This window comes from Leeuwenhoekiella palythoae (assembly GCF_020310025.1).
Lineage (GTDB): Bacteria > Bacteroidota > Bacteroidia > Flavobacteriales > Flavobacteriaceae > Leeuwenhoekiella > Leeuwenhoekiella palythoae.
Map to the genome: position 1 here is coordinate 2,900,970 of NZ_CP084318.1, position 23,896 is coordinate 2,924,865.

Genomic DNA, 23,896 nt, shown 5'->3' on the forward strand with positions numbered 1-23,896 from the left:
GATGACTATGGTAAGAAAAGTGTTTGTGGCGGTTATGGGCCTTTTATTTTTTGTTTCTTGTAAAAAAGATGACGACGGAACTACAGAGATCGAAGTTCGTGATCGGGGGGAAGTGCAAGTAGAAAGTTCGGCCAATTTGAGAGCTTATCTTGATACGCACTTTTACAATTATGAGGAATTTGAAACGCCTGCTGCTGACTTTGATTTCAAAATTCGTTTTGATACGATTAGCGGAGCTAATGCTGATAAGACACCACTTTCTAGTCAGGTGATCACACGTCAATATACTTTTGAAGATACTGATTACGAACTATACATTTTAAAAGCTCGTGAGGGAGCAGGAGCGCAGCCTACTTTTGCTGACTCAACTTTTGTGAATTATCAAGGAAGTGTTGTAGGCGGAGATCGTTTTGATGCGTCCGTTACGCCGGTTTGGTTTGATTTAACTCAGGTGGTTTTTGGTTTTGCTAACGGAGTAAGCGAATTAAAGGCCGGTACGCAGTTTACTCAAAACGCTGATGGAACATATAGCTTTGGAGATGATTATGGAATTGGAGCTGTTTTTATTCCAAGCGGATTAGGGTATTTTAATAGTTCGGGGACTGGTTTTTCGGCATATTCAGATCTTGTGTTCACCTTTGATCTTTATCGTGCAGTAGAGGATTCAGATAATGATAATGACGGGGTTCCTAACTGGAGGGAAGACATCAATGGTAATCATTATGTAAATGAATTAGGAGATGATACTGATGGGGATAATGTACCTGATTATTTAGATACTGATGATGATGGTGACGGAACGTCTACGCGTGATGAGCTAGATTTTGATGAAGATGGAAATACCATATACATTGACTCAAATAATGATGGTCTGGATGATTATCTAGATCCAGACATAGAATAAGAAAACAACCATTAAAGGGAATAGAAAAGCCCGTTATCAACAATGATAACGGGCTTTTTTATTGGTGCCACCAAAGATTTTAGCACTCTGTGGCTTACCTTATAAAGATGATTATAAATTAAGTGATACACTTAAAATAAGTTGATCAGGTCGTGTGTCTATTCTTGATCCTGAAGTGATGATTCCGTTAGAATCTAAAAATTCTGCTTCGTTATCACCAAAACCACGCTCATAGCGTAAGTCAACACCAAGTTTTCCTAAAGCGATTGCTGCGCCCACATTGAGACCTACTGTAAAATCGTTTTTTACATCTCCCAGGGTGATGCCGTCATACTCAGTATCTAAAATGTATTGAAAAGCAGGACCCGCAAAAACTTGTAGTGGCCCAATAACTTCAAGACCTACAAGAACCGGTAAGTCTAGCTTTTGCATGCTAAAATCATCATCTTCATAGGTAGAATTGAGCTTGGTATAAACAAGTTCTGGTCGCAAGAAGAGTTTTTCTCCTGTACGCCCAAAGACACCCACGTGATAGCCTATATCGCTACTTGGGTCTTGATAAGCGTTTTCGGCAGAGTCGCTAATGTCTCCTGTGCCTCCGTAATTAAGACCGGCTTTAATTCCGAAACCCGGGTCTGATTGTGCGTGTGCAAAGGACACGGCTAAAAATAAAATTCCTAAAAATGCTCTTTTCATATCAGTTAAGTTTAGCTCAAAATTGAGCGGTTAAAGTTAAAAGAGATCTGTAAAGATCGCCTTAAACTAGCTGATAGAAGCAAACATTTTTAGGAATAAAATCTATAAAAGTGCTTACTTCTTAGCTAGCACTCTATTAACGGCTTCTACAATAGATTTAGTATTAAGGCCGTATTTTTCCATAAGTTGAGCAGGAGTTCCACTCTCACCAAAAGTATCATTGGTTGCTACGAATTCTTGGTAAACAGGATCGTTTTTAGCAAGCAAGCCAGAAACGCTTTCACCAAGACCGCCTAAGTAATTGTGCTCTTCACAGGTTACTACACAACGTGTCTTTTTGATAGAATTTAAAATAGCTTCATCATCAAGTGGCTTGATGGTATGGATGTTAATAACCTCTGCGCTGATTCCTTTTTCCTCAAGTGCTTCGGCAGCTTCTAGAGCGTGCCATACTAGGTGACCGGTCGCCAAAATGGTAACATCAGAACCTTCAACAAGGTGTAATGCCTTACCGATTTCAAATTTTCCGTCAGCTTCAGTAAAGTTAGGAACGCTAGGTCTACCAAAACGTAAGTAAACCGGTCCGTCGTGATCTGCGATCGCGATGGTGGCTGCTTTAGTTTGGTTAAAGTCACAAGGGTTGATCACGGTCATTCCCGGTAACATTTTCATTAAACCTAGATCTTCAAGAATCTGGTGTGTTGCTCCATCTTCACCAAGAGTAAGACCGGCGTGAGAAGCACATATTTTTACATTTTTTCCGGAATACGCAACACTTTGACGAATTTGATCATACACACGACCAGTTGCAAAGTTTGCAAAAGATGTTGCGTAAGGTATTTTTCCGCCTATGGTCATACCGGCAGCCATACCAATCATATTAGCTTCTGCGATACCGGTTTGAAAAAAGCGTTCCGGATGGTTTTTAGCAAAGTCGTTCAGTTTTAAAGAGCCGGTAAGGTCTGCACAAAGCGCCACAACATCTTCATGAGTTTTGCCCAATTCGTCCATACCTGCACCAAAACCAGAACGTGTATCTATATTTCCTGAATTTGTGAATTTTTTCATATTTCTGACCCCATTTTATTCGTTATGAGTAAAATATATTCGGGGTAATTTTTAAGGTTAATAGTTTCTTTTTGATGGGTGTCAATTAGTAATCCCCTAAAGTCTCAGGGTTTTGCGCTAGTGCTTTTTCTAATTGCTCATCATTAGGCGCTTTACCGTGCCACGCGTGACCATTCATCATAAAGTCAACACCGTGTCCCATTATGGTGTGTAGCAAAATACAAACCGGTTTTCCTTTACCGGTGCGTGATTTGGCTTCGTTGAGACCAGCGATAATCGCTTCGATATCATTTCCTTTTTCAACGTCTAAAACGTCCCAGCCAAAAGCTTCAAACTTAGCACGTACACTACCCATGTTTAAAACATCGTCAGTGCTTCCGTCAATTTGCTGACCGTTGAGGTCAATAGTAGCAATTAGGTTATCTACCTTGTTACCAGCAGCATATAAAATTGCTTCCCAGTTTTGACCTTCTTGCAATTCACCGTCACCGTGAAGGGAATAAACAAGGCTGTCATCACCGTTTAATTTTTTAGTTTGAGCAGCTCCAAGAGCAACACTCATTCCTTGTCCTAAAGAACCTGAAGCGATACGAATTCCTGGCAGGCCTTCGTGAGTTGTTGGGTGACCCTGTAAACGAGAATCTATTTTTCTAAACGTATTTAATTCTTCAACCGGAAAATAGCCAGAACGAGCCAAAACGCTGTAAAATACAGGAGAAATATGTCCATTAGACAGGAAGAATAGATCTTCGTCCTTTCCGTCCATATCAAAACCTTCTTTACGTTTCATTACTTCTTGATATAAGGCTACAAAAAATTCAGTACAGCCTAAAGATCCTCCCGGATGCCCAGAACTCACTTGGTGTACTTGCCTTACGATGTCTCTTCTTACCTGAGAGACAAAATCTTCTAATTGTTTTGTGTTTGGCATTTTAATTAAGTTAAAATTTGAAGTTCAAAAATACCCATTTTAAACACGTATTACAATCAATAACCCATATATTACTAAGCTTTTAAGGAAATTTAAGAAGATTGATATTTTAAGTTTAAAATCCGCACTTATCTTGTGCTTTTCTGTATCAAGACTATCTATTAAATAGTTTTATCTTTGCCGCTCTAAATTATACTATGCTATTTAATCTTGTCACAAAAGACGCTGCCAGTAAGGCGCGTGCAGGAGCAATCACCACCGATCACGGAACCATTGAAACCCCAATTTTTATGCCTGTGGGCACCGTTGCCACGGTAAAAGGGGTGCATCAGCGGGAGCTAGAACAAGATATAAATCCTGATATAATTTTAGGAAACACCTACCATTTATATTTAAGACCACAAACCGAAATCCTCGAGAAGGCCGGTGGCTTGCATAAGTTTATGAATTGGGACCGAAACATTCTAACCGATAGTGGCGGGTATCAAGTTTATTCACTTTCCGCAAATCGAAAGATCAAAGAAGAAGGTGTGAAGTTTAAATCACACATCGATGGCTCATTTCATATGTTTACACCAGAGCGTGTGATGGAAATTCAGCGTAGTATTGGCGCCGATATTATTATGGCTTTTGATGAGTGTACGCCGTATCCTTGCGATTATAATTACGCAAAACGCTCGATGCATATGACGCATCGCTGGTTAGATCGATGTATCAATCACTTGGCCAAGACTCCGGTGAAATACGGTTATGATCAAGCGTTTTTTCCTATTGTTCAGGGAAGTACTTATAAAGATCTGCGGAAACAATCTGCAGAATATATTGCCAATTCGGGAGCAGTGGGTAACGCCATTGGCGGACTCTCAGTTGGGGAGCCGGCAGAAGAAATGTACGCGATGACTGAAGTGGTGACCGAAATCCTTCCGGAAGATAAACCGCGGTATTTGATGGGCGTGGGAACACCTATCAATATTTTAGAGAATATTGCGTTAGGTATAGATATGTTTGACTGCGTAATGCCTACGCGTAACGGGCGCAACGGAACTTTGTTTACACAACACGGTACGATAAATATTAAAAACAAAAAATGGGAGGCTGATTTTTCTGCGCTTGATCCTGACGGAACGACTTGGGTAGATACCGCGTACTCTAAAGCCTATGTGCGTCATTTATTCAGTGTGAACGAAATTTTAGGGCGTCAAATAGGGACCATTCACAACCTTGGTTTCTATATGTGGCTGGTACGCGAAGCCCGCAAGCATATTATTGCAGGAGATTTTTATAGCTGGAAAGAAAAAATGGTAAAACAAATGGATAAAAGACTTTAGATGAAAATCCTTGATTGGTACATACTGAAGCGTTATCTGGGCACTTTTATAGGAATGCTGCTTTTATTTATTCCTATCGGGATCACGGTGAATCTCGCCGAGAAAATAGATAAGATGCTGGCTAACGAGGTGCCGTTTGTTGAGGTAGCGATTTACTATCTCAATTTTACTATCTATTTTGCCAATCTGTTATTTCCGTTGTTTTTATTCCTGTCGGTGATTTGGTTTACTTCAAAACTGGCAAACAATACCGAGGTTATCGCATTTTTGAGTAGTGGTGTTTCGTTTTATAGGTTTTTACGACCTTATCTTATAGGAGCAACGCTGGTTTGTATCGGGGCTTATATTCTGGGGACTTATCTTGCGCCTAATGCCAGTAGAGGATTTAATGAGTTTACTTATGAATACCTCAAAAATGGTAAAGCAGCACGAGAAACCCGAAATGTTTACCGCCAGATCAATGATCACGATTACATCTATGTGAGTAGGTTTACACCGTCTAGCAAAATGGGGCAGAACTTCACCTTAGAACATTTTGAAGACAATACGCTACAATATAAAATTCAGGCGCGCAGTATCGTCTATCGCCCTGAAGATACACTCTACCGCCTTAATGGTTATAAAAAGCGAATTGTAGGTAAGGAGGGTGATATATTAATTTCAAAACCAAAATTAGACACCTTGTTTTCTTTTGACCTAGAAGATCTCACTCCGCTAGAATATATCGCGGAAACTTTGACGACGCCCAGATTACGAGAGTTTATAGATAAGGAGCGCGCTCGAGGTTCTTCGGCGATCAACAGGTATGAGGTGGTGCTGTACAAACGCTACAGTTTACCGGTGAGTGCTTATATCTTAACCATTATTGCTGTTGCAGTTTCTTCGATGAAGCGCCGTGGAGGAATGGGAATCAATCTGGCGTTGGGGATTTCACTAGCCTTTATATTTATCTTTTTTGATAAGGTTTTTGGGACCATTTCAGAGCAATCAGATTTTTCGCCTATGGTTGCCGTATGGCTGCCTAATGTGCTTTTTGGTATTTTAGCTGTTTATCTTCTCAACCGTGCAAAACGATAGTCTTAAAAGTTACCTTCATTTTCACGTCATCGTGTTCATTTGGGGGTTTACGGCAGTTCTGGGTGCTTTGATCAGCATTGGTGCTACGGCATTAGTTTGGTATCGTATGCTCATTGCTTCTCTGGTTATATTTGTCTACATAAAAATTAAAGGGATTTCGCTCAAGGCGAAAGGAAAAACACTTTTAGGGCTTGCAGGTGTTGGTGTTCTAATAGCCTTGCATTGGTTGACGTTTTTTGGCGCGGTAAAAATCGCTAATGTTTCTATCACTTTGGCGATGATGAGTACGGGTGCTTTCTTTACGAGCATTTTAGAGCCTATTTTTTATAAACGAAAAATCATCTGGTATGAACTCGTTTTTGGTTTGCTTGTCATTGGTGGCTTGTATCTCATATTTGAAGTAGAAACACGTTACACCGAAGGAATCATCGTTGCGCTTATTTCGGCATTACTGGCGGCCTTGTTCACGTTATTTAATGGTAAATATGCTAAAAAGCACGATTCGGTGATGATCTCTTTTTATGAGCTGCTTACCGGAGCCTTGTTTATTACTGTTTTTCTGGCGGTAACTAGTCGTTTTGACGCTTCTTTTTTTCAGGTGCAGCAAACAGACTGGATCTACCTTATAATTTTGGCTACGGTGTGCACCGCGTATGCATTTATCGCTTCGGTGAAAGTTATGAAGCATCTAACCCCATATACGATTATGCTCACCACAAATATGGAACCGGTTTATGGAATCATCCTCGCATTTCTCATTTTAGGCGACGCCGAACAAATGAATACCGGATTTTATTTTGGAGCGATTCTTATTTTATTGACGGTAATTTTAAACGGAATTTTAAAAAATGCCAGAAGACGCAAGGCTGCACGTGTATTAAATACGATAAAAACAAACTAAAAAAATGACCGGTTAAAAACCGATAAGGGTTTGGGAGAAGCTTTTTAAAACCTTTATATTTGTCAGCTAACTAAAAATTTCCCCTAAATGGAATATTTAGAATTTGAACAACCTATTAAGGAGCTAGAAGAACAGCTCCAGAAATGCTCACTTATTGGTCAGGAAAGTGATGTTGATGTGACCAATACGTGTAAGCAAATAGAGAAAAAACTCATTGATACTAAGAAGGAGATTTACAAAAATCTTACGCCTTGGCAACGAGTTCAACTTTCACGTCATCCTAATCGCCCGTATACATTAGATTATATCAAGGCGCTTTGTGGGGATACTTTTTTAGAACTTCACGGCGATCGCAATGTCAAAGATGACAAAGCGATGATAGGTGGTCTTGGGAAGATTGGCGACCAAAGTTTTATGTTGATCGGTCAGCAAAAGGGATTCAATACAAAAACACGTCAATACCGTAATTTCGGTATGGCAAATCCAGAAGGCTACCGCAAGGCTCTGCGACTTATGAAAAGTGCAGAGAAATTTAACCTTCCTGTAGTTTGCTTTATTGATACTCCGGGAGCTTACCCGGGTCTTGAAGCTGAAGAGCGCGGTCAAGGAGAAGCGATTGCTCGTAATATTCTTGAAATGACCCGTCTTAAAGTGCCAATTATCGTCGTGATCATTGGGGAAGGCGCCAGTGGTGGAGCTTTAGGAATAGGAGTTGGAGACAAAGTATTGATGCTTGAGAATACGTGGTATTCTGTGATTTCTCCAGAATCATGTTCTTCGATTTTATGGAGAAGCTGGGAGTTTAAAGAGCAAGCGGCAGATGCCTTAAAGCTTACCGCAAAAGATATGAAGAAGCAAAAGCTTATTGATGAGATCGTAAAAGAACCTCTTGGTGGGGCGCACAGCGATCGCGAAGCGACCTTCACTACAATAAAAGAAGAGATTTTAAAAGCGTTTAAAGAGTTTAAAAACTTATCACCAAAGGATTTGGTTGAAAAACGTATGGATAAATATTCAAATATGGGTGTGTTTAAAGGCTAATACACTTAAACATCACTTGCGACAAAATTCCGGAGTTTTGCACTCCGGATTTTTTTATGCTTGTTAACAAGAATATTTAGTTATCAACAAGCTATTTGTTAACTTATGGTGGACAATGACAGCATTGAAAAGTTGAACCTGCCAAAGCAAATTTTTTACATTCGCCCTCATGGAAAATCTGAAAACCAAGCCCAATTTTATAAATCCTAAAAAAGATGTGATCTCCTTAGAACGTGGTAAATTACCACCTCAAGCTATTGATTTAGAGCAAGTTGTTTTAGGTGCGATGATGATCGATAAGAAAGGTGTAGATGAGATCATAGATATTTTAAGTCCGGAAGTTTTTTATAAAGATGCGCATCAACATATTTATGATGCTGTACGCGCTTTGTTTGAAAACGGCGAGCCTATTGACTTATTAACTGTTTCTCAGCAGTTAAAGCAAATGGGGAAATTAGATCAGGCCGGCGGCGATTACTATTTGATTCAGTTAACCCAAAAAGTATCGTCATCAGCGCATATTGAGTACCACGCCCGTATTATACTTCAGAAGTACATTCAGCGTAGCTTGATTAAAATTTCAAACGAAATTATCGAAGAAGCTTACGACGAGACCACAGATGTTTTTGACTTACTCGATAATGCCGAAAGTAAACTTTACGAAGTGACTCAAGGGAACATCAAGCGTAGTTCTGAAACCGCGCAGAGTTTGGTAATTCAGGCTAAAAAGAAAATTGAAGAGATCTCTAACAAAGAAGGGCTTTCAGGGATTCCATCAGGTTTTGATCGTTTAGATAAATTGACTTCAGGATGGCAGGCGAGTGATTTAATTATCGTTGCTGCACGTCCGGGTATGGGTAAAACGGCACTCACGCTTTCTATGGCGCGTAATATTGCGGTAGGACAAAATATTCCGGTGGCGTTTTTCTCTCTGGAGATGGCTTCGGTACAGTTGATTACCCGTTTGATCTCTTCAGAAACCGGTTTGTCTTCAGAAAAATTACGTACCGGGAAACTTGAAAAACACGAGTGGGAGCAGCTCAATGTTAAAGTAAAGAGCTTAGAAAAAGCGCCTCTGTTTATCGATGATACGCCATCACTTTCCATCTTTGATTTACGTGCAAAAGCACGGCGTCTGGCATCACAACACGGGATTAAGATGATCATTATTGATTACCTGCAGTTGATGACCGCCGGTGGGAGCCAAAAAGGAGGAAATCGTGAACAAGAAATCTCGATGATCTCGCGTAACCTTAAAGCACTCGCAAAAGAATTGATGGTACCGGTGATCGCATTATCACAGCTATCGCGTGCGGTTGAAACGCGTGGTGGAAGTAAACGACCGCTGCTTTCTGACCTTCGTGAATCTGGTGCGATCGAGCAGGATGCGGATATTGTATCGTTTATCTATCGTCCTGAGTATTATAAGATTGATGAATGGGATGACGAAGAGCGCAGCCCAACAGAAGGCCAAGCCGAATTCATCATCGCAAAACACCGTAATGGTGGTTTAGAAAACATTAGGCTGAAGTTCTTAGGGCACCTCGGTAAATTTGACAACCTTGATGATTTCAGTACTCCGTATCAGTTTGAATCTGCAATGAATCAAAATGCTGCAGCTAACGATGACACCTTTACTCCAGACAGTTTCCCAACGCCTGATCAGGCTTTTGGAAGCTCGATGAATGATGGTGGCTTTGATCGAAACGGAGAAGATGAGGTTCCGTTTTAGAATTTAAAGAGAATAATTAGAGAAAGGAAGTCGGTTTTGGCTTCCTTTTTTTATTGGCGCCGCTAATGGGAAAACAGCCAGGTTGGCTCTGGGATAGATTATTAAATCAACTTAGCTAAATACTAGGCATAGTCTTTGAATCGTTGTAACTTCAACAGCATAAATCAGTAGACTTTTGAGCTTGAATATATATTGTACTTTTCGACGGTTTTTTCTATTTCTTTGCTTGTGTGTTTTTTCGCTTCCTGCGAGCGCTTCCTATGTGTTGATCCCAATGGATGCCGAAAGTCAGAAAGAACATTTAAAAGCATACGGAATCACCTATTGGACGCTGGCACAGCAACAAAAAGTAAAATGGTTGCTCAATTATAGAGGTGGAGCTTTTTTACTTCCAAATACTGAAGAGCTTCAAAAAGAATGTATGATACGTGGAGTTTCGTTTGAAGTTTTAAGCGATGCTAAAACCGAAAGTATTTTAGCTGAAATTGAGAGTCCCTCGCAAAATATGGAATCGATCGTGCTCGAAAAAGCACCTAAAATAGCAGTCTACACACCAGATAGTTCGGTGCCGTGGGATGATGCGGTTACGATGGTTTTAGAATATGCCGAAATACCTTACGATAAAATATATGACCGCGAAGTGCTAGCAGACGAACTCGTGCTGTATGACTGGCTGCATTTACATCACGAAGATTTTACCGGACAGTATGGCAAATTCTACGGCTCATACAGAGCGACTTCTTGGTATATCGAAGAGAAGAAACAAGCCGAAGCTCTTGCGACAGAACTGGGTTACGATAAAGTTTCTCAGGCGAAGCTTGCAGTAGCTACTAAAATCAGTGATTATGTGATAGGTGGCGGTTTTATGTTTGCGATGTGTAGCGCGACTGATAGCTTTGATATTGCGCTTTCGGCAACGGGAGTTGATATTTGCGAACCTATGTTTGACGGTGATGCTTCAGAGGCTAATTATCAGGCAAAAATCAATTTTGAGCGCACCTTTGCTTTTACAGATTTCACGTTGGTTAAAAATCCTCAGCAGTATGAATTCAGTAGTATTGATACGACGCCGTTTAGAAGAGTTCCCGCAGATACAGATTATTTTAGTCTGAAAAGTTTTTCGGCAAAATGGGATCCTGTACCTACGATGCTCTGCCAGAACCACACCGCTTTGGTTAAAGGTTTTATGGGGCAAACCACTGCTTATAATCCTAAAGAGATCAAAGCAAATGTGCTAGTTATGGGCGAAAACAAAGCCAATGGTGAGGCGCGTTACATACACGGCGTAAAAGGCAAAGGCTTTTTTACCTTTTATGGCGGTCATGATCCTGAGGATTATCAGCACCGTGTGGGTGACCCCAAAACAGAATTAAAACTGCATCCTACGAGCCCGGGATATCGTTTGATTCTCAATAATATTTTGTTTCCGGCAGCAAAGAAGAAGAAACAAAAAACTTAAATGAAACGTACTGTTCTGCTTCTATGTTGTCTGTGTTTGCTAGCCGGGCTGCAAAGAAAGTCGGCACGAATGCCGTGGCGTGCCGGGCATACATTAAGATGGTCAGACTTCCAGGCGTTACCTAATGAGCACAGTGGGTTCTCTGCCAGTGCTAACACAGGAATTAGTCATCGATATACCATTTCTAAAGCGGGTGTGCTTGATCCTTCAAAATCAATTATCAAAGCTAATTTTTATCCCAAACTTTCGTGGTACAAGCCGGAACTCATAGATGATTTTACGCTGAAACACGAGCAAACGCATTTTGATATTTCTGAAGTGCATGCGCGAATGTTTCGCAAGGCGGTGGCAGAATTTCGATTTACCCGAAACTCTAAAGTAGAAATTCAGAAAATTTATAAGAAGATCGAAAGTAGCCGGCGGAATATGCAACAGCAGTTTGATGCAGAAACAGAACACTCCGTAAATCGGGAGGCTGAACTGCGCTGGGAGTCCAATGTAGAAGCTTTACTGCGTAAGTACAAACACTGGGCCGATTGAAACGCTTGACTTGATTTTAAGGTTTCTTATGTAATAGGCGTTAATCTTGTGTTAGAAAATTTAAGTTTCCCGAAGTTCATGGCTAACTTTAAAAGAAAAACTATGATACGAGAAGGAAGTACAGTACAATGGAAATGGGGTAACGGTACCGCAAAAGGCGAAGTAAAAGAATCTTACGCTAAAGAAATTACCAAAACAATTGACGGTAGCGAAATTACCCGAAAAGGAGAACAAGGCAATAAAGCGCTTTTAATCAAACAGGAAGATGGTTCTACTGTTTTAAAATTAGAAAGCGAAGTAGAGAAAGCATAATAGCTAATGGCAGAGTTTATAAAACTTTATGACGAAAACCCCAGCGAACGTGAGATCAAACGTATTGTTGAGGTTTTAAAAAATGACGGGGTGATTATTTATCCCACAGATACGGTGTACGGTTTGGGTTGCGACATTACCAGCAATCGAGCATTGGAGCGGGTTGCACAGTTGCGCGGAGTGAAATTAGCAAAGGCTAATTTTTCATTCATCTGTGAAGATCTGAGTAATCTTTCAGATTATGTGCGGCAGATAGATACGCCAACATTTAAATTATTGAAACGGGCATTGCCGGGACCTTACACCTTTATTCTTCCTGGGAACAATAATTTGCCTACTGTGTTTAAAAAGAAGAAAACTGTTGGGATACGAGTGCCGGATAATAACATCGCTCGTGCTATTGTGAAGCATCTTGGGAATCCCATTATTTCAACTTCGATTTATGATGAAGATGATGTGATTGAGTACACTACAGATCCAGAGCTTATTCTTGAAAAATGGGATAAGCTTGTAGATGTTGTGGTTGATGGCGGATATGGAGGTAATATTCCTTCTACGGTGATTGACTTAACCAGTGGAGAGGCTGTTTTAATTAGAGAAGGTAAAGGAGATCTAACCATTTAGAATTCGCTTTCTAATTTTAAGCTCTACACTATTTCAGAGCAATTTCTTGAGACTTTGGGTAGAGCTTTAATTTAGATTAGATGTAGACTTTAAATAGAGAAAACCTTTGGCTGATGCCAATAAAAAACCCGGTCATTTGACCGGGTTTTAATATTTTAAAACTAAAGCTATTTAGTTTTTAGGCATTCCCTCTTCAATCATTTTGTAGAATTGGTCTAGCTTAGGAAGAACAACGATACGTGTTCTACGGTTACGAGCACGACCTTCTGCAGTATCATTACTAGCTAAAGGCACGTAGTAACTTCTACCTGCTGCAACCATACGCTCTGGTGGTACACCAAATTCTTCTTGAAGAATACGCACTACAGAAGTTGCACGCTTTACACTAAGATCCCAGTTATCTTCAATTACTGAAGTACTAATTGGTTTACTGTCTGTGTGACCTTCTACCATAAACTCGATGTCTGGCTTGTTTTTAACTACAGTTGCAACTTTACCAAGAACTTCTTTAGCGCGGTTAGTTACATCCCAACGACCACTGTTAAATAATAATTTGTCTGAGATAGAAACATAAACAACACCTTTCTCAACGTTGATCTCGATGTCTTCGTCGTTAAGGTTACCTATGGCTCCTTTTAAGCTGGTAACAAGAGCAAGCGTTACAGAATCCTTACGGTTCATCGCATCACGGAATGCTTTGATCTGAAGGTCTTTTTCTTTCATTTGCTCAAGAGACTTCTCTAAGTTTTCAGCACCTTTAGCTGAAAGTGTAGTTAAGTTTCCTTGCGTATTGATCAAATTGTTATTTGCACTTCTTAGGTCAGTGATTTGCTCTTTCATCGTTTCACTTTGCGCTAAACAAGCGTTAAGTTTTACGGTTGCTGTGTTAAGCATATCCTGCGTTTCTTTTTGTTTTGCCTCCAATGCAGTATATTTCTTTTGAGATACACAAGAGGAAAGAAGTACCAGCGCTGATGCCGATACCATCATTAATTTTCTCATAATTTCAGTTGTTATCTTTAATTTTTAGTAACGTCAAATGTATTAAAATTCGTGCCTAAATGCCCAACCTTAACAATACTTTAGATTTTGTTAAAATATGTCGGTGTAGTGCTTATTTTTCCTTATGAAATACTCCCAGACGATAGATTTGACCTTGGCGTAGGGCTGATTTCCTGAAGTGCGTGCACGCTTGTTAAGCAATTTTGGAATTTGGGCATAAAAATTGAAATGCGCTTTGAGCACTGCTGTAAAATGTTTCGGTTTTCCTTCTGTTAAGAATTTAAAAGCGGCGATTCCGTCGAGGCACATTCTCGCAAATAGAATAGGGTAAACCTTAAAACCTGCTACGTTTTTTAATAAAAGCATCAGGTTATTTCTAAAATTCAAAAAGGTTTTTTTCGGATTCATTTGCTCTAGCGTGGCTCCGCCTAGGTGATACACCACACTTTCTCCTATATATTGAATGGAATACCCCAGATTCTTTATTCTCCAGCACAGATCAATTTCTTCCTGATGTGCAAAGAAATCTTCATCAAGAGCGCCGGCCTGCCAAAAAACTGATTTTCGCACGGCTAAACAAGCGCCAGTCGCCCAGAAAATTTCTAAAGAATCATTGTATTGCCCGGTGTCTTCTTCACAGGTGTCAAATATGCGTCCGCGACAAAAAGGATATCCTAAAGAATCTAGAAATCCTCCGGCAGCACCCGCATATTCAAAGTGTGTTTTCTTTTTTAGATCTAAAAGTTTTGGTTGGGCAGCCCCCAGATTTGAATCTGTTTCAAAAGCTTTGATCATAGGTTCAAGCCAACCGGAAGTTGTTTTAATATCACTATTCATCAGGATCAAAAGCTCTTCGTCCAAGTATTGCAAGGCGTCATTATAGCCTTTGGCATAGCCGCCATTTGAAGCATTCTGAATGATCTTCACCTGCGGAAATTCAGCTTGTACAAAAGCGACAGAAGTATCGGTTGAAGCATTATCGGCTACATAAATGGTCGCTAAATGCGCGCTATTTTTGATGACGCTGGGTAAAAATTCTGCTAGTAGTTTTTTACCGTTCCAATTGAGTATAACGATGGCTGTTTTCATAAGCTGTAAACCGGAATATCTCGTAAGAACACATATTTTTTCGCTTCATAATCCATCTGACAATAGTAATGGTTGAGTCCGTTAGTCACCATTAAATATTCTGCTTTTCCCGCGAGATTATACCGCGCAATCTGATCAAAAGTTTCCTGTGTGATTTTAACCTTTGGGGCTTTGCATTCAATGATCAAAAAAATGCTTCCGTCAGGATTAAAAACAACGCCATCATAACGTTTTGAGGTGTTATTGATCTTTAATTCTTTCTCAACATTTATAAGCGATAACGGATATTTATACGCGGCTAAAAGATGTTTTACTACGTGCTGCCGTACCCATTCCTCTGGGGTGAGTACCACAAATTTTTTACGAATAGGGTCAAATATAAGCGGTTTATTTTCGCTACTTTTGAGCCTGAAGGCATATGGAGGAAAATTTAATTCTTGCATCGTTTCAAAGGTAATCAACCTACGGAATTTTTTAAGCCTGCATCAGTTTTAAAACTTCGTCCCAATCGGGATATTCATTTTAAAGAGATTCAATACAACCTTGGTAGAAGAAGTTACACGCATTGTAAAGGATATTAAAAAAGGCAATCTGAGGCCCATTTATTTTTTAATGGGAGAAGAACCTTATTATATAGATCAGCTTGCCGATTATATTGCTGATAATGTGTTGACCGAAGAAGAAAAGGGATTCAATCAAATGGTGCTTTACGGGCGCGATGTGTCTCTTGATGATGTGCTATCGCAGGCCAAACGTTTCCCAATGATGGCAGAGCGTCAAGTGGTGATCGTAAAGGAGGCTCAGGATATGTCACGCGAAATTTTAGTGCAACCTGATAAAAGCAAGAACAAACTTGAGGCTTATGCCGAAAATCCGCAGCCAACTACGGTTTTAGTGTTTTGCTATAAGTACAAGAAGCTTGATAAACGCAAACGGGTTTATAAGGAAATTGCCAAGAGCGGACTCATCTTTGAAAGTAAGAAGCTTTATGAAAATCAAGTGGGCGACTGGATTCGGCGTGTGATGTCTGGTAAAGGCTATACCGTAGAACCCAAAGCGGCGCATATGCTCGTGGAGTTTTTAGGAACCGACTTGTCAAAGATCAATAACGAATTAGAAAAACTTCGGCTAATTCTTCCTGAGGGCAGCACGATCACACCACTTGCAGTTGAGCAGAATATCGGGATCAGTAAAGACTTTAACAACTTTGAGTTGCAGCGCGCCATTGGTGAAAAAGATGTAGTAAAAGCGCATCGTATCATCAATTATTTTAGTCAGAATCCTAAGGATAACCCGATGGTCGTGACCATTGCTTTACTCTTTAGTTTCTTCCAGAATTTATTGATTTATCACGGTTTGCCTAGTAAAGACAAAAGCACCGTTGCAAAAGCGCTAAAAGTAAATCCTTATTTTGTAGGTCAGTATGTAGATGCAGCGCGCAATTACCCGATGAAAAAAGTGAGCCACATTGTCAATTTATTACGCACGGCAGATGTGAAAAGTAAAGGCGTTGGAGCTTACAACCTTTCACAGGGAGATTTGCTCAAAGAGCTTTTGGTCCAAATAATGTCTTAATTAAACCTCGTTTACAAAAGCAACACTGTGCGTCGCTACGATTGCGGCAGTTTCGGTGCGTAGGCGGCTTTCTCCAAGCATTACAGGACTGAATCCGGCTTGAATGGCTTGCTCTATTTCGCTAGGCGAAAAATCTCCTTCAGGACCTATTAAGATTAAAACATCTCTTTTAGGCTGAAGTTTTTGTTTGAGCGAAAATCTGTTGGTTTCTTCACAATGAGCGATAAAGCGATCCCCTTTAAAACCTTTTGTAGCCTCTAAAAAATCACAGAAGGATTGCGCTTCATTCATTTTAGGAATATGCGCTTTCAAAGATTGCTTCATAGCACTTTGTATGATACGCTCATAACGTTCTTCTTTAATGACTTTACGCTCGCTATGATCACAAATAATAGGAGAGATTTCAGAAATTCCTATTTCGGTGGCTTTCTCGAGAAAGAGCTCAAAGCGATCATTTAGTTTAGTAGGCGCAACAGCCAGATGCAAGTGATAGGGAAGTGGCTGTTCAGAGGTTACTTCTAGGATTTTAACTGTACAGTTTGACGGACTAGCTACGATGATTTCAGCCTTAAAAAAGTTTCCAGCCCCGTTGGTGATATCCAGCACGTCACCGGTACGTTTACGCAGTACTTTTACAATATGCTTGCTTTCGTCTTTAGGAAAAGTCGCTTCTTTAGCTTCCGCAGCAATTTCGGGATGATAAAAGAGTTGCATACTTAAATTTTTAGACGCGATTGCGCCATTACTTTGGTATCTGTATAACCGGTTTCGGCTAGATTTTCCTCAAGGTATTTGAGGTATCCAACGATCCCGATCATCGCTGCATTGTCTGTGGTGTACTCAAATTTGGGGACAAAAGTTTTCCAGCCATATTTCTGCTCTGCGTCTTTAAGCGCTTTACGGATCCCGCTGTTTGCTGAAACCCCGCCGCCGATGGCCACTTGTTGAATGCCGGTTTGCTTTACCGCTTTCTTGATTTTATCCATCAAAATATTAATGATCGTATGCTGAATGGACGCACAGATATCATTGCGGTTTTTCTCTACAAATTCAGGATCTGCGGCGATCTCTTTCTGGTAAAAATAAAGCACCGCTGTTTTGAGTCCGCTAAAACTAAAATCCAGATCGCCTACTTTCGGTTTAGTGAATTTGTATGCTTTAGGATTTCCTAGTTGCGCGTATTTATCGATCAATGGTCCGCCGGGGTAAGGAAGGCCAAGAATTTTGGCACTTTTATCAAAAGCTTCGCCCACCGCATCGTCTAAGGTTTGACCTATTACCGTCATATTAAAATAACTGTCCACACGAACAATTTGGGTATGTCCGCCGGAAATTGTCATCGCCAGAAAAGGAAATTCTGGTTTATCGTAACCTTCTTCTTCAATAAAATGAGCAAGAATATGCGCTTGCATATGATTTACATCGATCAACGGAATGTCTAATCCCATCGCCAAAGACTTTGCAAAAGAGGTTCCTACGAGTAACGAACCCATAAGTCCGGGACCGCTGGTAAAAGCAATCGCATTAAGGTCTTCTTTTTTTACATTTGCCTTGCGTAGCGCCTCGTGCACCACCGGAACAATATTTTGCTGATGGGCGCGTGAGGCCAGCTCAGGAACCACACCGCCATATTGCTCGTGAACAGCCTGGCCTGCCACAACATTTGCAAGGGTTTTGTCGTTGTGAAGCACAGCAGCCGCTGTATCATCACAAGAAGATTCTATAGCAAGAATATAGGTGTTATTTTTTGACATTAGGTCGCAAGGTATAGGGAATGTTAATGTACTTTTACTCGAAAATTCGGTAGTATACTATTTATAGGTTTCCTTTAAATAGTAAGGGTTGAGCAATTCGTCTAAAACAGAAGATTTGCCGTTCCTAAGTATGTGTGCTGTGTTTCAATAAAATTAAGGCTTTAGTTTTGTGTTTTTAAATCTAAAGCGGGACAAAGTTAAAACTTAAAAACGTATCAGAAAATTCAGAAAAATAATTACGCGAACCCTATTTATTTTAATAGGTGTCTTTGCATTGCTTTTAATTATTTTTTCGATTCCGGCGGTACAGACTTCGGTCGCTAAAAAAGTCACTAAGGCGCTTAATGATACCTACGGCACCGCAATTTCCATAAATAAAATTCAGCTAAAATATAATGGTAATGCGCTCATAAAAGAGGTATATATCGCAGACCATCATCAAGATACGCTTATTTATGCTCAAACTGTAGAAACGAGTTTGCTGAGCATTCGATCACTGATTGAGAATGAGATGCCACTAGGGGATATCTATCTTGGTGCGGCAAAACTTTATGTGAAAAAATACCAAGGGGAAGAAAACGATAACCTCTATGTATTTTCTCAAAAATTCAACACCGGGAAAACGGGCGGAACCCCTTTTAAACTTTCGGCTTCAGAAGTTGAAATTGAGGATATGCACTTCAAGTTTACTGACGAAGACCTGGACACTCCAGAAGTTATAAATTACCACAACCTGTATATACGTGCCGAAGATTTTGACCTTGATGATGTGACCATCACGACCCAGATTAAAGATCTGCGTTTTGATGCCGACCGCGACTACCACTTAAGAGGACTAGAAGCTGATTTTAAATACAATCCTGATGAGATCATTCTTAAGGAAATGGTGTTGTCAACTGAACACTCTGTGATACGCGGTGATGTGTATTTAGACACGCGTAATGACGCTTTTCAAGATTTTAATAATCTGGTCAAGATTGATATAGACTTTGATGAGAGTAAAATCTCCACCACTGATCTGCAAGCTTTTTATGCTGAATTTGGTGCGGGAGAAGACATTTTACTTTCCGGAAAATTACAAGGAACACTTAATGATTTTACCGTAACAGATTTTGATCTTGCCGGTTTAAGCAATAGTCGTATTCTTGGGAATGTGAGGTTTGAGCAGCTTTTAGGTGACAACAGTACCTTTAGAATCAATGGGGATTACAGACAGCTGAAAACGACCTACCTTGATTTGACCTCTTTATTACCTAATATTTTAGGGAACAATCTTCCGCCGGAATTGGTGCGTTTAGGAACCGTTGATCTTACCGGGACTTTAAATGTTTCTGAAAATACGGTATATGTCAAAAGTAATATTCAGACAGATCTTGGTTTTCTCGAAACCGACATCGATCTGAGGAATACTCAAAATATTCAGAATGCTTCTTATGTAGGAATGTTGCGCGGAGAACAATTCAATATGGGGCGTTTGCTCAAAGTACCAGAACTTAAAAATATCACCTTTAATGTACGGGTAAATGGATCTGGTGTTGAAGCCGAAACGTTAGATACTCGTGTGGAGGGTGTGATCAGTTCGGCGACATACAATAACTATACGTATCGCGGAATTACCGTAGCCGGAAATCTGCAAAACCCCAATTTTGATGGCCGCCTGACGGTAAGAGACCCTAACGCCAACTTTACATTTGATGGTCTTATTGATGTTTCAGAAGAAATTCACACGTATGATTTTACTGCAGATATTGCACGCATAGACTTAGGGAAGCTCAATTTTCTAAGAGATTCTTCAGCGGTTCTGAAAGGAAAGGTCGTGATGGATATGCGCGGAACGAACATAGATGATACCGGTGGGGTTATTGCGTTTAGTGAAGCGAGCTTTGAGAATGCTAATGACCTTTACGAGTTTCAGGATTTTGTAATCACCTCTGGCTTTAGACGCGGCATACGTACGATCACGATGAACTCTCCTGATATTATTTCGGGGCAAGTTTCCGGAGTGTTTAAAATTGGGGATGTTAAGGCCTTATTTCAGAATGCAATAGGAAGTTTATACACCAACTATGAGCCGCAAACGGTTACTGAAAATCAGTTTATGGACTTTAATATTCAGATTTACAGTAAGATCGTTGAGGTTTTGGTTCCTGATGTTGAGCTCGAGCCTGATACTTTTGTCCGCGGAAGCGTAGTTGCCGACGATTCTGATTTTAAATTGACGTTTAGATCGCCGCGCATCAAAGCTTTTGGCGTTATGGCCGAAGCGATCAATGTACGTGTAGATAATAAGAATCCGCTGTTTAATGCCTATGTTGAAGCGGATAGCATTGGTAGCGGCGTGTATGGGGTGAGCGATTTCAACTTGATCAATGTAACGCTGAAAGATACCTTGTTTATTCGGTCAGAATTTAAAGGCGGACCTGACAAGCAGGATAACTTTGATCTTAGTTTTTATCACACCATCAATGAAGAAAATAATTCGGTTGTAGGTTTTAAGCGCAGCAGCCTTCGGTTTAAAAACAATGAGTGGTTTTTAAATGAGCAGGACAATAAAAACAATAAGATCGTTTTTGATAATAACTTTTTAGATTGGGATCTAAAGGAATTGACGCTGTCTCATGACAAGGAACGCATTTCCTTAAAAGGTCAGGTTAAAGACAGTACGTATAAAGACATACAGACCAATTTTGAAAATGTGAGACTTTCGCATATCACTCCATATATAGATAGTTTGGATATGCGCGGACTCGTAAATGGAAATCTTGATATTCTTCAAAAAGAAGGAGTTTATTTACCTAACAGTAGTGTGAATATTGCCAATTTTACCATCAATGATATCTTGATGGGAGATCTAGATCTATCTATTGAAGGCAATGAAAGTTTAACCAATTATCAAGTCAATACGCGCCTGAATAATGATGATGCTGAAGTATTGTCAGCTCTGGGAACCATTGATGTAGGACAGGAAAATCCGTCTATAGATCTGGATGTGCAATTGCGCAAATTGAATATGAAAGCGTTTAGCCCATTGGGCGGAGAAGTGATTTCAAAAATAAGAGGTTTGGCAAGCGGTAGGGCGACCGTCACGGGGGATTATCGCAATCCTGATGTGGATGGCGAACTGTTACTACGAGAAGCAGGTCTGGCGATACCTTATTTGAATACCGATTACGACTTTAGAGGTACAGCGAGAATTACGCTAGATGATCAAGAATTTAGATTTGGTTCAGTAGCGTTGGTTGACACTAAATACAAAACCACAGGTACGCTCACCGGAAGCATCAGTCATCAGTATTTTAGAGATTGGGAGATGGATCTTGATGTGAATACAGATCGCCTTGTAGTTTTAGATACCGAGCCAGATGATTTTGCATTGTATTACGGTACTGCTTTTATAAGTGGCGAAGCCAGTCTTACCGGTCCAACCGATGAATTGGTGATCGATGTGGCCGCCACTACTCAGGAAGGTACTGTGTTTAAGATTCCGCTGAGTGATACTGAATCTTTTGGCGACAACAGCAATATTTACTTTTTAAGCCCGGAAGAAAAACAAGCCCGACTGGACGGGGAAGAAGTAGTTATTGAAGAGATCAAAGGTTTAGAGCTGAATTTTGATCTGGAGGTGACACGCGATGCTGAAGTTGAGATCGTAGTAGATGAGGTCAACGGAAGTACGTTAAAAGGAAGAGGAGCGGGATACTTGCTGATTCAGATCAATACCAATGGGAAGTTCAATATGTTTGGTGACTTTACACCCTATTCAGGAACTTATAATTTTAGATACAGCGGGGTAGTACAGAAGCAATTTAATATCCTTCCGGAAGGAAAGATCAGTTGGGATGGAAATCCTACCGAAGCCTTGCTCGATATTAGTGCGGTATACAACACTCAAGCCAACCCTTCTATCTTATTAGAAAACCCTTCAATAAACCGAAAAATCCCGGTAAATGTGATCATCAATCTTGATGGCGAATTGATTCAGCCTGAGATCACTTTTGATTTTGAATTCCCTAACACGAGTTCGATTGTAACCTCAGAATTAGCATACAGGTTAGACAACAGAGCTACGCGAGAGCTTCAAGCGTTTTCCTTAGTTACGCAAGGTTCGTTCTTCAGTCAAAGCGGAATCGATGCCCAGTCGGCAGCCTACGGAAACTTGATCGAGACGGCTTCGGGTATTTTTAATGACCTGCTTTCAGACGAAGATGGGAAGTTTAATGTAGGCTTAGATTATGTGCAGGCAGACAACAGACCTGACTTGCAGACTTCAGGACGTTTTGGATTTACCCTTTCGACGCAGATTTCTAAAAAAGTATTGATCAATGGTAAAGTAGGTGTGCCGGTAGGTGGGATCAGTGAGCAGGCTGTTGTGGGTGATGTGGAGGTGAATTTCTTATTAAATGAAGATGGAAGCTTGCGCGCAACAATCTTTAACCGTCAAACAGATATTCAATTTGTAGCCCGAAATAACGAAGGCTATACCCAAGGAGCCGGATTGTCTTATTCGGTGGACTTCAATACGTTTAAAGAATTAATTCAGAAAATCTTCAAAGGAAAAGCCCGGGAAGTTGAAGAAGAAATTAAGGTGATTCAACCGGATTCTGAAATCCCATACAACGGTTTTGACCAATAAGGCGATAAGCAATTCTTTTTGTGAATATGATATTTTGAGGTTGTGTAAATTTTTAATCTAATAAAAACACCCTATTTAGATTATAAATCCGCCAATTTTATCCCTTTTTAAAAAATAGTTGTTAACGATAACGATTGAAATTGCGAATGCCGTGAAATTCATTAAGAATGGCTTAGGAAAATGCAATTCAATTGCTATTTTTACTTCTCATTCAACAGTAAATGGCACAAAAAATTAGAAAAATCGGAGTTTTAACTTCTGGTGGGGATTCCCCTGGAATGAATGCAGCGGTGCGTGCAGTTGTACGTACGTGTGCATATCATAAAATTGATTGCGTAGGTATTTACCGTGGGTATGAGGGATTGATTGATGGAGATTTTGAACCTATGGATGCGCGTAGCGTACGTGATATCATAAATAGAGGAGGTACAATGCTTAAATCGGCACGTTCAGACCGATTTAGAACCCCTGAAGGAAGAAAAATTGCATACGACAATTTAGTAGAAAATAAAATTGATGGCCTTGTCCTTATAGGAGGTGATGGTACGTTCACAGGTGGACTTATCTTTAATAGAGAGTATAATTTCCCGGTAATGGGAATTCCTGGAACGATAGATAACGACATCAGTGGTACAGATAAAACTTTAGGTTACGATACCGCGCTTAATACAGCTGTAGAAGCGATAGATAAAATTAGAGATACGGCTAGTTCACACAACCGTTTATTCTTTGTGGAAGTAATGGGGCGTGACGTAGGTCATATCGCCTTGAATGCAGGAGTAGGAGCAGGAGCAGAAGAAATTTTGATTCCTGAAGAAAATCTTGGTTTAGATCGTCTTTTAGAGTCGTTATTGCGCAGTAAGGCCAGCGGAAAAACTTCTAGTATCGTTGTGGTTGCAGAAGGTGATAAAACAGGTAAAAATGTTTTTGAACTAAAAGATTACGTAGATGAGAACCTTGATGGTTATGATGTGCGTGTGGCAGTTTTAGGGCATATGCAGCGTGGAGGCTCTCCTAGTTGTTATGATCGTGTTCTTGCAAGTAGAATGGGTGTTAAAGCTGTAGAATCACTCCTAGAAGGCGAAAGCAATTATATGGTAGGTATTCAGCATGAAAAAATGGAACTCTACCCTATTGAAAAAGCGATCAAAGGAAAATCACATATAAATAAAGAACTCGTTCGTGTGTCTGAAATAATGACCACATAATTAGTAATACAAATCAAATAGT

At 40.2% G+C, this 23,896-nt stretch carries 21 protein-coding genes; 13 read left to right on the forward strand and 8 right to left on the reverse strand.

The annotated features are described in order from the left end of the window. Positions 1–7: 7 nt before the first annotated feature. On the forward strand, positions 8–904 hold the full coding sequence (locus tag LDL79_RS12450) for an FKBP-type peptidyl-prolyl cis-trans isomerase (protein WP_225597906.1): 897 nt from the start codon (positions 8–10) through the stop codon (positions 902–904). A 111-nt stretch (positions 905–1,015) separates the two neighbouring features. Here LDL79_RS12450 and LDL79_RS12455 read toward each other — a convergent pair whose 3' ends face one another. The 3 genes from LDL79_RS12455 to LDL79_RS12465 all read right to left on the reverse strand — a co-directional run bounded on the left by LDL79_RS12455 (position 1,016) and on the right by LDL79_RS12465 (position 3,599). Beyond that, entirely contained in the window at positions 1,016–1,600 is a 585-nt protein-coding gene (locus tag LDL79_RS12455; protein WP_072984526.1) for an outer membrane beta-barrel protein, read from the reverse strand. Between the two features lie 114 nt (positions 1,601–1,714). Continuing rightward, positions 1,715–2,668 (reverse strand): transketolase family protein, encoded by a 954-nt coding sequence (locus tag LDL79_RS12460; protein ID WP_072984528.1) that lies wholly within the window; start codon positions 2,666–2,668, stop codon positions 1,715–1,717. 85 nt (positions 2,669–2,753) lie between these two features. After that, positions 2,754–3,599 carry a transketolase gene (locus LDL79_RS12465; protein WP_072984530.1) on the reverse strand — a complete coding sequence of 282 codons (846 nt, stop codon included), beginning with the start codon at positions 3,597–3,599 and terminating at the stop codon, positions 2,754–2,756. Between the two features lie 197 nt (positions 3,600–3,796). On the opposite strand from LDL79_RS12465, the gene tgt reads away from it, so the two are divergent. The 9 genes from tgt (at position 3,797) to LDL79_RS12510 (ending at position 12,613) form a co-directional block, all read left to right on the forward strand. Beyond that, positions 3,797–4,927: a tRNA guanosine(34) transglycosylase Tgt gene (gene tgt / locus LDL79_RS12470; RefSeq protein ID WP_072984532.1), complete on the forward strand. Its 1,131-nt coding sequence runs from the start codon at positions 3,797–3,799 to the stop codon at positions 4,925–4,927. Beyond that, positions 4,928–6,004 carry an LptF/LptG family permease gene (locus LDL79_RS12475; RefSeq protein WP_072984534.1) on the forward strand — a complete coding sequence of 359 codons (1,077 nt, stop codon included), beginning with the start codon at positions 4,928–4,930 and terminating at the stop codon, positions 6,002–6,004. After that, complete coding sequence (locus tag LDL79_RS12480) at positions 5,991–6,905, forward strand: DMT family transporter (RefSeq protein WP_225597907.1); 915 nt, start codon at positions 5,991–5,993, stop codon at positions 6,903–6,905. Before LDL79_RS12475 ends, LDL79_RS12480 begins: the two co-directional genes overlap by 14 nt. Positions 6,906–6,992: 87 nt before the next feature. Further along, positions 6,993–7,946 carry an acetyl-CoA carboxylase carboxyltransferase subunit alpha gene (locus LDL79_RS12485; protein WP_072984538.1) on the forward strand — a complete coding sequence of 318 codons (954 nt, stop codon included), beginning with the start codon at positions 6,993–6,995 and terminating at the stop codon, positions 7,944–7,946. A 169-nt stretch (positions 7,947–8,115) separates the two neighbouring features. Next, positions 8,116–9,678 carry a replicative DNA helicase gene (gene dnaB / locus LDL79_RS12490; RefSeq protein ID WP_072984540.1) on the forward strand — a complete coding sequence of 521 codons (1,563 nt, stop codon included), beginning with the start codon at positions 8,116–8,118 and terminating at the stop codon, positions 9,676–9,678. 274 nt (positions 9,679–9,952) lie between these two features. Further along, positions 9,953–11,137 (forward strand): asparagine synthetase B, encoded by a 1,185-nt coding sequence (locus LDL79_RS12495; protein WP_225599974.1) that lies wholly within the window; start codon positions 9,953–9,955, stop codon positions 11,135–11,137. Further along, positions 11,138–11,677: a DUF922 domain-containing protein gene (locus tag LDL79_RS12500; protein ID WP_225597908.1), complete on the forward strand. Its 540-nt coding sequence runs from the start codon at positions 11,138–11,140 to the stop codon at positions 11,675–11,677. Between the two features lie 102 nt (positions 11,678–11,779). Then, positions 11,780–11,989, forward strand: a complete 210-nt coding sequence (locus LDL79_RS12505) for a hypervirulence associated TUDOR domain-containing protein (RefSeq protein WP_072984545.1) — start codon at positions 11,780–11,782, stop codon at positions 11,987–11,989. A gap of 6 nt (positions 11,990–11,995) precedes the next feature. Then, entirely contained in the window at positions 11,996–12,613 is a 618-nt protein-coding gene (locus LDL79_RS12510; protein ID WP_072984547.1) for an L-threonylcarbamoyladenylate synthase, read from the forward strand. Between the two features lie 171 nt (positions 12,614–12,784). Here the strand turns inward: LDL79_RS12510 and LDL79_RS12515 are convergent, their stop codons facing one another. The 3 genes from LDL79_RS12515 to LDL79_RS12525 all read right to left on the reverse strand — a co-directional run bounded on the left by LDL79_RS12515 (position 12,785) and on the right by LDL79_RS12525 (position 15,147). Continuing rightward, complete coding sequence (locus LDL79_RS12515; protein WP_225597909.1) at positions 12,785–13,615, reverse strand: OmpA/MotB family protein; 831 nt, start codon at positions 13,613–13,615, stop codon at positions 12,785–12,787. A 90-nt stretch (positions 13,616–13,705) separates the two neighbouring features. Beyond that, positions 13,706–14,704: a glycosyltransferase family 2 protein gene (locus LDL79_RS12520; RefSeq protein WP_225597910.1), complete on the reverse strand. Its 999-nt coding sequence runs from the start codon at positions 14,702–14,704 to the stop codon at positions 13,706–13,708. Then, positions 14,701–15,147: a type I restriction enzyme HsdR N-terminal domain-containing protein gene (locus LDL79_RS12525; RefSeq protein ID WP_225597911.1), complete on the reverse strand. Its 447-nt coding sequence runs from the start codon at positions 15,145–15,147 to the stop codon at positions 14,701–14,703. Before LDL79_RS12525 ends, LDL79_RS12520 begins: the two co-directional genes overlap by 4 nt. Before the next feature lie 100 nt (positions 15,148–15,247). Here LDL79_RS12525 and holA point away from each other — a divergent pair, with 100 nt between their 5' ends. Next, on the forward strand, positions 15,248–16,279 hold the full coding sequence (gene holA / locus LDL79_RS12530; RefSeq protein ID WP_225597912.1) for a DNA polymerase III subunit delta: 1,032 nt from the start codon (positions 15,248–15,250) through the stop codon (positions 16,277–16,279). Here the strand turns inward: holA and LDL79_RS12535 are convergent, their stop codons facing one another. Both LDL79_RS12535 and tsaD read right to left on the reverse strand, forming a co-directional pair. Then, positions 16,280–16,993 (reverse strand): 16S rRNA (uracil(1498)-N(3))-methyltransferase, encoded by a 714-nt coding sequence (locus LDL79_RS12535; RefSeq protein WP_225597913.1) that lies wholly within the window; start codon positions 16,991–16,993, stop codon positions 16,280–16,282. A 2-nt stretch (positions 16,994–16,995) separates the two neighbouring features. Continuing rightward, a complete protein-coding gene (tsaD, locus tag LDL79_RS12540) occupies positions 16,996–18,033 on the reverse strand; it encodes a tRNA (adenosine(37)-N6)-threonylcarbamoyltransferase complex transferase subunit TsaD (protein WP_225597914.1) in 1,038 nt (345 codons plus the stop codon). Positions 18,034–18,307: 274 nt separating this feature from the next. Here tsaD and LDL79_RS12545 point away from each other — a divergent pair, with 274 nt between their 5' ends. After that, positions 18,308–22,666 (forward strand): translocation/assembly module TamB domain-containing protein, encoded by a 4,359-nt coding sequence (locus LDL79_RS12545; RefSeq protein WP_225597915.1) that lies wholly within the window; start codon positions 18,308–18,310, stop codon positions 22,664–22,666. A gap of 221 nt (positions 22,667–22,887) precedes the next feature. Continuing rightward, complete coding sequence (pfkA, locus tag LDL79_RS12550) at positions 22,888–23,874, forward strand: 6-phosphofructokinase (protein WP_072984561.1); 987 nt, start codon at positions 22,888–22,890, stop codon at positions 23,872–23,874. Positions 23,875–23,896: the final 22 nt, after the last annotated feature.